The organism is Ruminiclostridium herbifermentans, assembly GCF_005473905.2.
GTDB lineage: Bacteria > Bacillota > Clostridia > Acetivibrionales > DSM-1351 > Ruminiclostridium > Ruminiclostridium herbifermentans.
This window is the reverse complement of the sequence record NZ_CP061336.1, coordinates 1,085,614-1,101,935: the sequence shown is the minus strand read 5'-3', so window position 1 is coordinate 1,101,935 and position 16,322 is coordinate 1,085,614. Positions and strand designations below refer to the sequence as shown.

General features: G+C 34.6%; 13 protein-coding genes. 4 read left to right on the top strand and 9 right to left on the bottom strand.

Features of this window, described 5'->3' with window-relative positions:
- Positions 1–599 precede the first annotated feature (599 nt).
- A complete protein-coding gene (gene speB / locus EHE19_RS04790; protein ID WP_137698140.1) occupies positions 600–1,460 on the top strand; it encodes an agmatinase in 861 nt (286 codons plus the stop codon).
- 232 nt (positions 1,461–1,692) lie between these two features.
- On the opposite strand, the gene EHE19_RS04785 is transcribed toward speB, so the two are convergent.
- The 9 genes from EHE19_RS04785 to EHE19_RS04745 form a co-directional block, all read right to left on the bottom strand.
- On the bottom strand, positions 1,693–2,031 hold the full coding sequence (locus EHE19_RS04785; RefSeq protein WP_137698141.1) for a P-II family nitrogen regulator: 339 nt from the start codon (positions 2,029–2,031) through the stop codon (positions 1,693–1,695).
- Positions 2,032–2,149: 118 nt separating this feature from the next.
- Positions 2,150–3,403: an ammonium transporter gene (locus EHE19_RS04780; protein WP_137698142.1), complete on the bottom strand. Its 1,254-nt coding sequence runs from the start codon at positions 3,401–3,403 to the stop codon at positions 2,150–2,152.
- A 568-nt stretch (positions 3,404–3,971) separates the two neighbouring features.
- Complete coding sequence (locus EHE19_RS04775) at positions 3,972–4,541, bottom strand: ANTAR domain-containing response regulator (protein WP_137698143.1); 570 nt, start codon at positions 4,539–4,541, stop codon at positions 3,972–3,974.
- 378 nt (positions 4,542–4,919) lie between these two features.
- Complete coding sequence (gene glnA, locus EHE19_RS04770; RefSeq protein WP_137698144.1) at positions 4,920–6,245, bottom strand: type I glutamate--ammonia ligase; 1,326 nt, start codon at positions 6,243–6,245, stop codon at positions 4,920–4,922.
- 227 nt (positions 6,246–6,472) lie between these two features.
- A complete protein-coding gene (locus tag EHE19_RS04765; RefSeq protein WP_137698145.1) occupies positions 6,473–7,192 on the bottom strand; it encodes a GltB/FmdC/FwdC-like GXGXG domain-containing protein in 720 nt (239 codons plus the stop codon).
- Positions 7,193–7,249: 57 nt separating this feature from the next.
- Positions 7,250–8,470, bottom strand: coding sequence for an NAD(P)/FAD-dependent oxidoreductase (locus tag EHE19_RS04760; protein WP_137698146.1), 1,221 nt, complete (start codon positions 8,468–8,470; stop codon positions 7,250–7,252).
- Between the two features lie 5 nt (positions 8,471–8,475).
- On the bottom strand, positions 8,476–8,907 hold the full coding sequence (locus EHE19_RS04755; RefSeq protein ID WP_137698147.1) for a 4Fe-4S dicluster domain-containing protein: 432 nt from the start codon (positions 8,905–8,907) through the stop codon (positions 8,476–8,478).
- Positions 8,908–9,374: 467 nt separating this feature from the next.
- Positions 9,375–10,880 (bottom strand): glutamate synthase-related protein, encoded by a 1,506-nt coding sequence (locus tag EHE19_RS04750; RefSeq protein WP_137698148.1) that lies wholly within the window; start codon positions 10,878–10,880, stop codon positions 9,375–9,377.
- Positions 10,880–11,974, bottom strand: a complete 1,095-nt coding sequence (locus tag EHE19_RS04745) for a class II glutamine amidotransferase (RefSeq protein ID WP_137698149.1) — start codon at positions 11,972–11,974, stop codon at positions 10,880–10,882. The genes EHE19_RS04750 and EHE19_RS04745 overlap by 1 nt, the downstream gene beginning before the upstream one ends.
- An 892-nt stretch (positions 11,975–12,866) precedes the next feature.
- Between EHE19_RS04745 and gatC the strand changes: the two genes are divergently transcribed.
- From gatC to gatB, 3 genes are all read left to right on the top strand, one after another.
- Entirely contained in the window at positions 12,867–13,157 is a 291-nt protein-coding gene (gene gatC, locus EHE19_RS04740; protein ID WP_137698150.1) for an Asp-tRNA(Asn)/Glu-tRNA(Gln) amidotransferase subunit GatC, read from the top strand.
- Between the two features lie 91 nt (positions 13,158–13,248).
- Positions 13,249–14,715, top strand: a complete 1,467-nt coding sequence (gene gatA / locus EHE19_RS04735) for an Asp-tRNA(Asn)/Glu-tRNA(Gln) amidotransferase subunit GatA (protein ID WP_137698200.1) — start codon at positions 13,249–13,251, stop codon at positions 14,713–14,715.
- A gap of 158 nt (positions 14,716–14,873) precedes the next feature.
- Positions 14,874–16,319 carry an Asp-tRNA(Asn)/Glu-tRNA(Gln) amidotransferase subunit GatB gene (gene gatB / locus EHE19_RS04730; RefSeq protein ID WP_137698151.1) on the top strand — a complete coding sequence of 482 codons (1,446 nt, stop codon included), beginning with the start codon at positions 14,874–14,876 and terminating at the stop codon, positions 16,317–16,319.
- The last annotated feature ends 3 nt before the right edge of the window (positions 16,320–16,322 follow it).

Genomic DNA, 16,322 nt, shown 5'->3' with positions numbered 1-16,322 from the left:
CAAACCTATTTGTAGAACCAATATTTCTCTCACATCAAATAATGGAATAAAATAAAATTGATAAATATTCTACACTGCTTTCAAGTCTACAAGCAAACTATACACAATAAAAGTACTTTAGAATACCGTTTATGTATATAAAAACATCCTTAACTCTTAGATTTTAATTAAGATTTGCTACAGATAAACTATTCCTAAACACATTTATTATTATATCATAAATTAACCTATTTTAACATGCTAAAAATCAGATTTTCTAAAGATTTTGCATATCTTTTATATAAAACAGTTCGTCGTTATCCACCAGAATAAATAGTCTCAGCATTGAAATTTTAGTTATATATGATAAAATTATTACGCCTATAATATAAATGAAATTTTTCCAGCAATAGTCTGAACATCTGTATGTCTAGGAACATTGCAAAAAAATTTTATTACATTAGCGGCATGTAATTGAGGTTGTAGATATTTTAACCACTTGAAAAACAAAATACTACTCACTGCAATATAAGTTGGTGACATTTTCTTGCCTCATTATTAAAATAAAAATACTGAGATACAGGCATTAAGTCTGCTATCTCTTCAGAGGAGATTTGTAAATGAACAAAAATATTTTGTCAGCCAAGTTTTTAGGCTGTGATAGTGACTTTAAATCATCCGATATTGTAATCTTTGGTGCTCCATATGATGGGACCACTACCTTTAGACCAGGAACAAGATTTGCACCTTCCATTATGAGAATGGATTCCATTGGCATTGAAGCATATAGCCCTTATTTTGATGCCGATATAACAGATTATTCAATACATGATTATGGTGATTTGGATTTGCCCTTTGGCTCACCAACACGTGCCCTAGAAATGATATCAGAAACTTCTCAGCATATCTTTGACAGTTGTAAAATGCCGTTAATGATTGGCGGAGAGCATCTTGTTTCCTTGCCAGTAATTGAGCAAGCAGCTAAAAAATATCCAAACCTTCATATTCTGCATTTTGATGCTCATACAGATCTTCGCGAGGATTACTTAGGTGAACCACTATCCCATTCTTCAGTTATAAGACGTGCTTGGGATATACTTGGTGATAATCGTATATGGCAATATGGAATTAGAAGCGGTACTAGAGAAGAATTCTATTGGTCAAAGGAAGGTCATACCAACATGTGCTTGCACAATTTTGATACTTTAAATAATGCAATTAATACTATCGGTACCCTGCCGGTCTACCTTACAATTGATCTAGATGTTTTAGACCCGTCAATATTCCCAGGCACAGGAACTCCAGAAGCAGGCGGTGTAAGTTTCCTCGATCTTGTTAATGCTTTAAAAGCTGTATCGAAATTAAACATTATCGGAGCAGATATTGTTGAACTTTCACCTCATTATGATCAAAGTGGTTCTTCAACCGCAGTAGCTTGTAAGATTCTTAGAGAATTAATTCTTACAATGAAAAATTCATAATAAAAGCATTTTAGTTGAAACCTTCATCCTAAGGTGAAGGTTTCAACTAGTGAAATTTCATAATGCGTATAATAATTTTTAATTTTCATATCTCACAATTATTGCCATTACACAATCTCTGCCGTTTCTCCTACAACACTAAGAGCACAAAACATCGTAAGTAAATTACCATATTAATAAACAATCCTATCATAAACATTTACTATACAGTTGCTAAATGAGCATAACCTCATTAAATTGCTGCATCTCCTCTTTCACCAGTACGTATACGTATGCAATCCTGTAAATCATAAATAAATATCTTACCGTCACCCAGTTCTCCTGTTTGAGAATATTTCATAATTGTATCAATAATTAGTTCAACCTTATCATCTGTTGATACCAATTCCAATTTTACTTTTGGAAGTACATTTAGGGTAATTTCATTTCCCCTGTAAAATTCCTTCCAACCTAGCTGTTTTCCGGCACCCATAACCTGACTTATAGTTATACCGTCTAAATCAATTGCAAGCAAAGCTTCTTTTAACTCCTCAAGCTTGCATGGTCTTACAATTGCCTCAATTTTCTTCATATTGAAAAACCTCCTCTATCTGCTATAGTAGCAGTTGTAATAAATATACCAATTTTTCAGTTATAAATTATATAATAAACTTTTGCAAAATATATATTTAGCTTAGATAACAGTATTCTTAATCCATTCCTGTAAAAGAAGGATATGCAGACTCTCCATGCTGTGAAATATCAAGCCCTTCTGATTCTTCTCTTGCTGATACTCTAATTTCCTTAGATACAAGTTTGACAACAAACATGATAACTGCGGTTCCTATTGCAGCAAAAACTATAGTTACTGCAATACTTATCAACTGCGCTATAAACAATCTTGTCTCTCCATATATTAATCCATCCCACTGTGCTACAGGGTTAATAGAGGTTTTTGCAAATATACCTGTTGCAACTCCTCCCCATATACCACCAATGCCATGACATCCAAAAGCATCTAAGGAGTCATCATATCCAAACTTTGGTTTAATAACACTCATTGCAAAATAACAAATTGGACTTACAACAAAACCTATAATTAAAGCTGCCCATATTGGAACAAAGCCTGCACCTGGAGTAATTGCAACCAATCCAACCACTGCTCCTGTCGCTGCACCTAGCATAGTTGGTTTACCTCTTGTAATTTTTTCAACCAACATCCACGATAGTAAAGCTGTTGCTGCAGATGTATTAGTTGTTAATAGAGCATGAACTGCTAACTCTCCGCTTCCTAATGCACTACCTCCATTAAATCCAAACCATCCAAACCACAATAATGATGCACCAATAAATACTAATGGTATATTATGTGGCTGACTTGAAGTAATCCCATACCCCTTTCTCTTTCCGAGAATAATTGCTGCTACAACAGCAGATACACCAGAACTTATATGAACAACATTACCTCCAGCAAAGTCAATAGCTCCAATATCTCTCAATAAGCCTCCCTCTGCCCAAACCATATGAACCATTGGGTAATATACAATTAGTGACCACAAACCAATAAAAATAAATAATGATGAAAATTTCATTCTTTCTACTAAAGCACCTGTGATTAATGCAGGTGTTATTATTGCAAACATCATCTGAAAAGCCGCAAATAAAGCGTGTGGTATAGTTGCTGCGTAACTTTCATTTGGCACACCAGAAACACCATTAAAAAAAGCCCACTCTAAGTTTCCAATAACTCCTCCTGTGTCTGCGCCAAAGGAAAGTGAATACCCCACTGCTACCCAAAGAACAGAAGCCAATCCACATACAAAAAATGATGACATAATAGTACTTAGTACATTCTTTCGTTTTACCATTCCTCCATAGAATAATGCAAGACCTGGCGTCATTAAAAATACAAGCGCTGCCGAAAAAATAATAAACGCTGTATCACCTGTGTTAATTGTTCCCATAAAAAAACCCCCGTTCGAATATTTAAAATATCATTTAATTTTTTAGAATAATTTTCAGGCATAGCCTTAATAAATTATGTCTGCTGCAATTACGTCAGCTTTATTTCAATCAAATTTGCTCTATATATAAGCTGAAACGTTATTATCAATTTAATTGAATCTTTTTAACCAATTTTGTACTAGTTGTAGCAGCAGTGGTTCAGCTTTACATAACGCTTAGATTAAAATAGGTTTCCATAATTAACTTCACCTAAAGCTTACACATCTAGAATAGAAGTTTAGTTTGTTAATCCTGGAGTATGCGATAACTATGCTTTAATATGCTATTTAGGTTTGAATGTATATACCCTAAATTACATGCAAAAATAAAAAGCGTGTTTAACAGAAAATATTTCTCTTAAACACGCCATTGTGAATATAAAAACATGTTGTTATACAACTGTTTTGTCGTTATTTAATTATTACAAGAACCAATAATTATACAAATCTGATTACTTAATTTAATCCAAAATATTTTTTCAAATTTTAATATAATTTCCAAGTATATCAATAAACTTGAGTAAGCAAACTAAAAGTTATTAAGTATATCCTCAGCTACCTTTATTTGAGGTACTCGTAAATCCATTGCTCTCTTTTGTATATATCTATGTGCTTGCGGTTCGGACATATTCATCTTATCAACGAGAATCCATTTTGCTTTCTCAATAATTTTTCTATCTTGTATGCGCTTTTCTAAATCATCATTTTGAAGTTTTAAACCTTTTATAGATTTTCTTGACTGAGATGCAAATCTAGCTGTCTGAATTAATATAGTTCTGCTAATAGGCTTTGGAAGCACTAATGCACCTACCTTTTCAAGACTATACTGCATTTCTGTCAAATGCTCATGCCTAGAAAGAACTATTATACCAGCATCAGTTTTATCAGCTATATCTATAATCAGTTGAATGCCTAATTCGTCCTGCAATGGTGCATTTACCAGTATAAGCCCAGGTTCAAAAAAGTCAAGCTTACGCCTTGCCTCATTTGCAGATAATGCATACTCAACAGATGAGCAACCCTGCTTCAACATTAATGCCCTTAGCTCTTTTATCATTTCTGGCTTACTGCATACTATAAAAACCCCCCTAGCATCCACTGGCAATCACCTCCATTTGAGCACAAACATGTTGAAGTAAATCAGCTATAAACAGAGTTCTTTGTTTCAGGTGGAGTTTATAATGCCCAGATTTAAAATTTTTCTATTTTAGAAAAATATGTTATACCTGGCGGTTTTTAATGATGCCAGAGATATTCTCAATGTCTAAAACAAAAGCATTACTGGCCACTTATATAAGTGGTAAACATTTTGTTGCCTCATTATAATCCAAATAATCCAATCCGAACAGTTTAACCAAAGTTGAATTGATATATTGTAGTACGACAATAATTATCTGTAAAGTGATATATAGCTGTCTACCCTCTGAAAAGCTGAATTACAAATATTCATACTCTTTTTGATACAAATAGTTTAAAATTAAAATGCAGTAAGATAATTGTCTATTTCCCATTGATGAACATAATTATTATACGCAGCCCATTCTGCTTCTTTTGCCGCAATATATTTGCTATAAATATGTTCTCCTAATACTTCTTTAATATATGGGTCCTTTTTCATTTCTTCTATTGCCAATAAAAGATTGGAAGGTAATCTCTGAATACCAAGTTCTTTTTCTTTTTCAGCTGTAAGACTATAGGTATTTATATCAACAGGCAAAGGTATTTGCATCTCCTTTTGTAAACCATCTAAGCCAGCCTCTAATACAAGTGCTAATGTAAGATATGGATTACATGAAGAATCTGGACTCCGTAGCTCAAGCCTTGTGGCCTCACCCTTAGGTGCAGGCACTCTTAGCAATGGACTTCTATTCATGTGTGACCAAGCAATGTGAACAGGAGCTTCAAATCCAGGAACAAATCTCTTGTAAGAATTTACTAAAGGATTAGCAACAGCAGTAATACCATTTATATGGTTGAGAATTCCTGCGCCAAACATTTTTGCCACATCAGAAATATCCATACTGCCATTACCAGCATTAAATAAATTTTTTCCTTCTTTTGAAAGGGACATATTGATGTGCATTCCTGATCCAAAGGCATTGAAAATTGGTTTTGGCATAAATGTTGCGTGCAATCCATTCCTTTGAGCAATAGTTTTTACTACCATTCTAAAGGTCATTATTCTATCTGCCGCAGTAAGAACATCACTATATTTAAAATCAATTTCATGCTGACCAGCAGCATTCTCATGGTGCAATGCCTCAATTTCAAAGCCCATTTCTTCAAGCACCATACATATTTCTCTTCTGCAATTTTCACCTAAATCCATAGGTGCAAGATCACAATAGCTTGCATAATCATGAGTTTTCGCGGTAGGTCTTCCCTCTGAATCAGTATGAAACAAGAAAAATTCACACTCAGGACCTACATTAAATGTATATCCAAGTTTTTCAGCCTTTTCCACAGATTTTTTCAAAACATATCTAGGGTCACCTATAAATTGAGTTCCATCATAGTTTTTTATATCACAAATAAATCTTGCAACTTTTCCATGCTGAGGTCTCCATGGAATAATTGTAAATGTATTAATATCTGGAAGCAGAAGCATATCCGATGATTCAACTTCAGAAAATCCAGCTATTGCAGATGCATCAAAGATAATTCCTTCCTCAAGAGCTCGCTCAACCTGACGTTCAGTTATTGCAATATTTTTTAATCTGCCCAAAATATCTGTAAATTGTAATCTTACAAATTTTACATCATTTTGTTCAATAAATTTCAAAATATCATTTTTCGAAGCCATCCTTCTCACCCTTCCTGTCTTTTATGTGTTTATGAATAGAACCTGTTTATGTTTAAAGGACATTTTCTTGCCTCATGCTAATTATACTAACCTTTCTCATTTTTATTGCTATTTAACGTAAAACTAAATTAGTTACAGTTAAGCAGCTAATAACTCCGGCTTATTAGTTTAATAACCTAAGAATTATAACACACCAATATTTACTTAATTACAATTTTATACTAATTTTAGTTATGTGTATACAATTGCTTATATGGATTTTTGGTATTGGCAGTTAGTTTAATAAAATTACTTTTTATTAATTCAGCCTTTTCGTATCCAAAATTATCACAAAATTCTGCAATATGGTCTTCAATGGTCTTTTTATCTGCTTCTGTAGCAGTTTCAACACTAACCTGAGGTGGTAATCCATCTGGAACCTCATCACATCTTAAGTAAATAACCCCTCCGTGCATACCTGTTCCGCAGAAGTTCCCAACAGGAACTCCATCAACTCCAATACCAAGCACAATTATTATGCCACCCGCTTGATACTCCCCAAGGAAATCGCCAGTCTTACCTCCAACTACAACTACTGGTTTTTGATCTCTATATTCTTTTATGTGTATTCCAACTCGGTAACCTGCATTACCTTTAACAAGTATTTTTCCGCCTCTCATACCGTATCCAGTAGTATCACCACAATTACCGTGAATAATAATTGAACCATCGTTCATAGTGTCTCCAGTAGCATCCTGAGCATTTCCGTTCACTATGATATTTGCACCATTCATATATGCTCCTAAAGCATTTCCAGGAGTTCCGTTAACTGTTATTTTTTTGCCACCAACACCGCACCCTATATATCTTTGACCATAAACTTCATCTAAAATTATATCAGTATCAGCAGTATTCCTAATCTGCTCATTTATTTCAGTATAGTATGTGTTTCCAACAGTTATTCTCATTTTATACCTCCTATCTGCGTGATTTAAACACAAATTTGCCAAAAAATTATAACTTAACTATCCCAACTTTGCCTTTCGTGTATTCTTGTTAAACACTAAAAGTTGTGGACTATTTTTTAGCAGATTAATGTCTAACTCTTGCAAATGTATTTTTTCTCTTATAAGTGAAGTGTATATTCCTGCTCTATTTATTTCACCAATTAAGATATATCCTTTTAGTAAATTATCAGCAAAGAACATTTTTTTATAATTATTCTCATCAATTACTTCAACGCATTCGCCTTCCATACTGCCAGCTGTTAGCATATGAAGTCCAAAGAATCCTATTGCATTCATTGGCATTGCTGTATCAAATACCTTATCTCCGCCAGCCATATTTATTCCAGCAATTTCGCCCTGCATGTATGCATTTGGCAAAAGTGCAAGTATCTTATTTTGTTCTGAGCATATGTCAAAGCTTTCAGTACAGTCACCTGCAGCATAAATATCCTTTAACGAGGTTTCTTGTTTTTTATCAGTCACAATTCCCCTGTTAACATTTCCACCTGCATTTTTAACGAGTTCAGTATTAGGTCTTACACCAACTGCAATAATTAACACATCATAATCTATTGTTTGACCAGACTTTAAAGTAATAGAATTATTGTAAACAGATTGAGCCGCATCATTTAATATGAATTTTATATTATGCTTTTCGATATGTCTTTGAACAAAATCCGCGCCTTTTTTATCAAGAATGCTTGGAAGTATTCTATCAGCCATATCAACAACTGTAATATCTTCACATATCTCATGAAGGCCTTCTGCTGCTTTTAGACCTATCAAACCAGCTCCCATTATTACAACCTTTGAATCAGTTTTTACAGCTGATTTAACATCCTTTACGCTATCCCATTTCATAAAAGTAAATGTATTTTTCGCTTCATTTAAGCCTTCAACAGGTGGAACAAATGGAGATGAGCCAGTTGCAACCAATAGCTTATCATATTTTATATTGCTGTCATCCTCTAAAACTACAAGTTTTGAGTCTGATTCTATTTTTATTACCTTTTTGCCAAGTATGACATTACAATTATTTTTCTCGTAGAAATCGCTATTTCGATAATACATTTTTTCATCGTCTACTTTACCTTTTAGCCAATAGGATATAAGTGGTCGTGAGTAAGTAAAGTGCGGTTCATCTGAAATTAAAGTAATCGGAGATTCTTTATCAATAGTTCGAATACCACTAACACAGCCAATAGCGGCAGCTGAATTTCCAATAATAACATAATTCACTACAATCACTCCCTTTCCTCATAGACAATAGCTAAATTTGGACAATTATCTGCACATGCAGGCTTTCCGTTTTCTATACAAAGATCACATTTTTTAATTGCCTTTTCCTTACCTGGCAGTACAGCACCATATGGGCAAACCAGAATACAAGTATAGCAGCCTACACACCTTGATTCATCCACAAAAACTCTTCCGTTTTCATCCTTTTGCATTGCACCTGTAATACAGGATTTCACACAAAGAGGCACTTCACAATGTCTACAGGAAACTGCAAAATTAATACTGTCTCCTTCTTCTATTGTTAATCTCGGCTGCGGCTTTACTTCCCCAGAAAATGCTTTTACCATATCCTTTGCACCACTATGAGCAAAAGCACAATAATACTCACAAAGATGGCAGCCTAAACATCTATCCTCATTAACGTATATCTTCTTCATACTAACCTCCCACGCCCCACTTGGGCAAATATTTATGAACAATTCAAATTTGCATCACTATTACAAAATACGCTTTTGATTTTTGGGACTTGAATAAGCACCCTGCTATTAGCACATCTATCCTGAGAAAAGACACTTTTAACCTCTCCCTGAGTGAAAATGCAATTCTTACTTTCAAAAACCACTAGAGGGTTTTGCCACTCGAATATGTACTCTATTCGCACTTCTCTATCCTATGGAAAATACACTTGTGGCTTTTCCCTGAGCGAAAATGCAATTCTTATTTTCAAAAACTACTTGTGGGTTTTGCGGCTCCAAAATGTACAATGTTAGCATATCTCTATCCTACGGAAAAGACACTTGTGGCTTTTCCCAGAGTGGGACTGTAACAAAAATCTCTCTTAGCCACACTATATAGTACATGTATAACATATAGTTATTTTTCGGAATTCCGCAACAGTCCCACTTTATTCGCCAGCGTGCATAACACCCAATATATCAAGTTCCTTTTGGCTTAGACCAATGCCTCTTAGCATCAAACGGTTGCCCTTCAAGCTCTCAATAGCATTAATTCCCATGCCTCCAAGCATTTCCTTTATTTCATGATCCCAAGCATGAATAAGGTTTACTAAACGCTTATAGCCTATATCTGGGTTTAATCTCTTAACTAAATCAGGTCTTTGAGTAGCTATACCCCAATTGCATTTACCGCCATGACAGGATCTGCAAACATGACAGCCAAGTGCAATTAATGCTGAAGTTCCAATATATACCGCATCTGCTCCAAGTGCTATGGCTTTTACAATATCTCCACTATTTCGTATACTTCCAGCTACTACTAACGAAATATTATTTCTTATTCCTTCATCTCTAAGCCTTTGATCTACAGATGCCAGTGCTAATTCAATTGGAATACCAACATTGTCTCTTATTCTTGTAGGTGCAGCACCTGTACCACCTCTATAGCCGTCAATAGCAATAATGTCTGCTCCTGAACGTGCAATACCTGAAGCTATAGCTGCAACATTATGTACAGCAGCTATCTTGACTATTATTGGCTTTGTATACGCTGTTGCCTCTTTCAATGAAAAAACAAGCTGTCTTAAATCTTCAATAGAATAGATATCATGGTGAGGTGCTGGTGAAATAGCATCACTTCCGATAGGAATCATTCTTGTTTTTGAAACATCTTCTCCAACCTTTTCTCCCGGTAAATGTCCTCCAATACCAGGTTTTGCTCCTTGCCCCATTTTAATTTCAATTGCTGCTCCGGCATTTAGATAACCTGTATGAACTCCAAATCTACCTGAAGCAACCTGAACTATCGTGTTATTACCATATTTATAGAATTCTTCATTTAATCCACCCTCACCAGTGTTATAAAAAGTACCCAGTTCTTCAGCTGCTCTAGCTAAACTCTCATGTGCATTTCTGCTTATAGAGCCATAGGACATTGCTGAAAACATTATTGGCACATTCAGCTTTAGTCTAGGAGGCAATTTAGTCTTTAGCTTTCCTTCACTATCGAATTCAAGTTTTTCAGGCTTTGCTCCTAATTGAACTCTAGTTTCCATTGGTTCTCTTAGTGGATCAATGGATGGATTTGTTACTTGGCTAGCATTTATAAGCAGTTTATCCCAATAAATAGGATATGGAACAGGATTACCCATCGATGATAAAAGCACACCACCTGTTTCTGCTTGCTTATAAATTTCCGTAATAGTCTTATCAGTCCAATTTGCGTTCTCTTTAAACTCATTTCTAAACTTAGTTATACGCAGTGCCCTTGTTGGACATAATGTCACACATCTTTGACAATCAACACATTTGCTTTCATCAGCTACCATTACATTTAATTCCTCATCATAGCTGTGCACTTCATTTGCACACTGGCGCATACATACTTTACATTTAATACATCTATTTTGATCTCTATTAACCTCATATTGAGGTGCATATAAATTAATTCCCATTAGCCCTCACCCCCTGCAAGTGTTGCAATTACTGGTTCTCCACCTTTAGGGCTCCATATTCTGTCCACTTCAGGATAAATAACCCTAATTGCACTTTCTTCACTAGCTACTAAAAGTAAATCATCTTTCTCTGCTGCAACCATTGAACGAAGTTTTAATCTATCATTTAACGCCATCATGCCGCCCTCAAATCCTAAGATAATTGAGAAGGGTCCAGTAATTAAAAGGCTTGCATAAACGTCTCTGATTGCTGTAAATTTCTTCCTCATATCCTCAGGCATTTTGTCTATTTCACTCCAGAAAGGAGCAGCAATAATTGATGCACAATCCTGTAACGAAATTCCCTGCCTTCTATTAAGATAATCGAATATATAAGTAATGACCTCTGTATCTGTAAGCAATGAGCACTTATATCCGAACATTTCCATAAACCGTCTATTTGCATCATAAGAAGATATTTCACCATTATGTACTACTGTATAGTCAAGAAGTGAAAACGGATGAGCTCCACCCCACCATCCAGGAGTATTAGTTGGATATCTGCCATGAGCTGTCCAGCAATAGCCTGAATAACCTTCAAGTTTATAAAACTCTCCTACATCCTCAGGAAAACCAACTGCTTTGAATACTCCCATATTCTTACCGCTAGAAAAAACATATGCTCCTCTAATTCTTGTATTGATTTTCAAAACACATCTAGCTACGTATTCCTTTTCATCTAGTTGACTTTCCTCAAGTCTTCCATGCAGCGGAGTAACAAAATACCTCCATATTAGCGGTGCATCTGTTATTCTAGGATGCTTTCTTGTTGGAATCCTGCTTAAATTAACAACATCAAAGTGCCTATTTATAAACCTTTCAGCATCCTCCCTAGCTTCATTACTCTCAAAGAAAACATGGAATGCATATGCATCTTTATATTCAGGGTAGATACCATATCCAGCGAAACCTCCACCTAAACCATTTGAGCGATCATGCATTACGGCTATTGATTTAACAATGCTTTCACCTGTGATACTCCCCCCGCTCTTGCTGAATATCCCTGATATAGCACAACCTGACGGTATCCTTACTTGCCCCTCTTTCAATAACATATCGTTCACTTCCTTTACATTCGAATTAAATATCATATAAAATTAAATAATTTGATTTATCCATTACCTATTTATATCTGCTCTCTAAGGTGGTACAATTAATTTTTGTAAAGTAGGCATAGGATAATTTTTAATACAAAAAAGCGCACTCTAGACCAAACATAATATTTTTTATTTTGATCTTGAGAACGCCATTGTTCTTTGATATTATTTTTTTATGCACCAGCAATAATAACTGGTTATCTAATCAATACTAACTGTTTTTTCAAACAGCAACTATGTTCATTTACTATTCTACTAAGAATCTTTTAATTCGTCAAGAGTTTTTTGCAATTTTAATTTTAAAATCCTGCATTTTATTGTTACTGCATATTAGTAGTATTATAATACAAATATCAATTAAGCCTTATAAATTCAATTGTATATCTATTATCGAAAAAAAATTTATGAATTTATGTAAAAAAACTCTTGCAAATTTGCAAGATGTATAATATAATAATTGTAAATTAAAGATTTGCAGCAAAGGCGCTGTGTCAATAAACATTATATATGTTTTATTGGTACAGCTTTTTTATTTTAAACACCCTTGATCTTTATTAAAAAATGAAATTATACAATTATAAATAAGAATTGTAAATAAAAATTACAAATAAGATTGTAGATAAATTTCATTATATAAGAGGCGAGTTAGCAAGGAATAAGATATTCTCAACAACTGAAAGCCACATGGGTATACACTACATAAAGAAATAGAGGACATTTTCTTATCTTGCTACATTAAATAATGTTGTTTGATGAAAAAAATAATAACTATTCCTAATAACACGGAGATTTTCTCCACAAAATAGCTTTACCATTATTTTTATACACAAAGTAAGCTAAGGAGGTTCATATGACAAATTCTAATAATGACTACATTAAATATATATCGTCACTAGCAAAACTCTCACTTGATAACGACGAGATGCAATCGCTTGCAAAGGATATGGAGAATATCATTGGTTTGATGGATACCATTAAAGATATTGATACTGATAATATAGATGCTACTGAGCATATCTCTCATATGACAAATAATATGAGAGAAGATATTCCCGGAACACCTTCAGATTGCAATAAAATTCTATCTAACTCTAAACATAGAATTGACAATTGCTTTGCAATACCTAAAATGATTGATTAATTATTTGAAAGTTTAAATTTATACGGAGGAGGTGCCAGTCCATGTAATTTCAATCGGTGTATTGTTTGAAATGTATGACATGGATATAGCAATGGATATTACTAAACTTACTATAAGCAATAGTAGAAAGCTTCTTGACACTAAGCAAATAAGTGCTGTAGAACTTACAAATATGTATCTAGATAGAATCAAACAACTAGATGACCAAATTGGTTCTTACCTTTCCATATGCGAGGATAATGCTATTTTACAGGCGCAAGAAGCACAAAAGTTAATTGATAGTGGTAACAGTTCCGCTCTTTGCGGAATTCCACTTAGCATAAAGGATAATATATGCATTGAAGGTACAAAAACAACCTGTGCCTCCAAAATGTTAGAGGATTTTACTGCTCCGTATACGGCCACTGCTGTTGATAAACTTATCGCCCATAATGCTGTTATTTTAGGCAAAACCAATTTAGATGAATTTGCTATGGGTGGATCAACTGAAAATTCAGCTTTCAAAATAACAAAAAATCCTTTTGATTTAGATAGAGTTCCAGGTGGCTCTTCGGGTGGCTCTGCTGCTTCAGTAGCAGCATCTCTAGCTCTTGGTTCATTGGGCTCAGATACAGGAGGCTCAGTAAGGCAGCCAGCATCATTTTGCGGCGTAGTTGGTATGAAGCCAACCTATGGATTGGTTTCAAGATACGGTTTAATTGCCTTTGCTTCCTCCTTTGATCAAATCGGCCCTATTGCGAAGACTGTGGAGGATTGTGCAATAATATTAGACAGTATTGCAGGATATGATTCAAAAGATGGAACATCCTTAAGCTATAAAAACCCTTCGTCATATAGTTCTTCTGTTTCAGAAGATATTGATATTAAGAATTTAAAAATCGGTTTACCCAAGGAATATCTGACAGATGGTTTAAATAGCGAAGTAAGAGCATCTTTATATAATTCAATAGCTTCTTTAGAAAAGCTGGGTGCAAAAATTGAAGAATTCTCAATGCCCTCACTAAAATATGCTATTCAAGCATATTACCTAATGTCTTCTGCTGAGGCAAGTTCAAATTTATCAAGATATGACGGCGTAAAATATGGTTATAGAGCTGATAAATGCAAAAACTATCAAGACTTATTAGGTCGCTCAAGAGCAGAGGGCTTTGGAAAAGAAGTCAAGAGGCGTATATTATTAGGAACTTACGCTCTTGCCTCTGGATACTATGACGCATACTATAAGAAAGCACTAAAACTTAGAACCTTAATAAGCAAAGGCTTTGAGGATGCTTTTACTAAATACGATATTATTCTGCATCCTACTGCTCCAGAAACTGCTTTCAAGCTTGGTCAAAATACAAATGACCCACTAACCATGTACTTGGCTGATATTTATACTGTTGCTGTAAATATAGCAGGATTGCCATCAATATCTGTTCCAAGCGGCTATGACACCAATGGACTGCCAATAGGCCTATCCTTTACAGGTAAACCCCTTGGAGAACATGAAATATTTAAAGCTGCAGCAGCTTTTGAGGCTGATTTTAAAATAAATTTACGAGTACCGGCTATATAGCATAAATATTATATTTGTTGAGTTCTTATATGTAAAAGCAAATTTCAACACCAAGTTTAAGTATCGTGGCTTGCAGAAGCATAATAAGTAGAAAAGGAGGGCCGAGTTCATGCCATATTTAAATAATATTTTAAATAAAAAGCATGAACACAACTATCATGAAATATATACCTACTATAGGTCTTGAAATACATTGTGAATTATCTACAAAATCAAAAATATTTTGCGACTGTCCAGTAAGCTTTGGCGGAGAACCAAACACAAGATGCTGTCCCGTATGTACAGGAATGCCTGGAACTCTTCCAGTGCTTAATAAAAAGGCTGTAGAATACACCATTAAAGCTGGGTTAGCGCTTAATTGCCAAATAAATGAATTTTCTAAGCTGGATAGAAAAAATTATTTTTATCCTGATTTACCAAAAGCTTATCAAATATCGCAATTTGATTTGCCTATATGTAAGGACGGTGGTCTTACAATAAATACACCTGATGGTGAAAAATTTATAAGAATTGAGAGAATTCATTTAGAGGAAGATGCTGGGAAACTACTTCACGATGGGTTTGGTAAGTACAGTCTTGCAGACTACAATAGATGTGGAGTTCCACTTATTGAAATTGTTACTAAACCGGATTTATCCTCATCTGAAGAAGCAAAAGAATTTGTGGAAAAGGTTCGTTTGATGCTGCTGTACTCGGGTATATCCGATTGCCGTATGGAAGAGGGTTCACTTAGAGCTGATGTTAATGTATCGGTTAGACCTTATGGAACAGATGAACTTGGCACAAGAACTGAAATGAAAAACATAAACTCTTTGAAAGCTATTGCAAGATCTATTGATAGCGAAATCCAAAGACAAATCGAACTTCTTGAGGAAGGAATATTAATAACACAGGAAACCAGAAGATGGGATGACAATAAAGGCGAGAGCAAATCTCTTAGAAGCAAGGAGGATGCTCATGATTACAGGTACTTCCCAGAACCTGACATTGTACCTATAACATTTACAAAGGAAGAAATCGAAGCAATTAGAAATTCAATGCCTGAACTTCCAGACAAAAAATTTCAAAGATATACTGTTGATTTTGGTTTAAATGAAACAGATGCTTCACTTCTTCTTACATCGGTTAATCTTTCTAACTTTTTTGAAAGTGCAGCTGATGAATGCGGAAACCCCAAGTCTGCCTCTAATTTTATAATTGTTGAAGTACTTCGCATATTAAATGACCGTAAATTATCACCAGAGGATATTCCCTTTAGTGGAAATGTTTTGGGCAGGCTTATAAAAATGATTGAAAATGAGGAAGTAACCTCCGCTAATTCTAAAAAAGTTTTATCAGAAATGTTTGATACAGGCAAAACTCCTGAGGTCATCGTATCTGAAAAGGGTTATAAAGTTATAAATGACAGTAGTGAAGTTGAAGAAACAATAAGAGAAATATTATCAAAAAATGAAAAGGCAGTGGAAGAATTTATCGGTGGTAAGGAAAAGACCTTTGCCTTCTTAATGGGTCAATGTTCAAGAGCCTTAGCTGGTAGAGGAAACCCAAAATTAATAAAGGAAATCCTTCAAAAGGAATTAGACAAACGTAAAGGAGGTATATAGTCT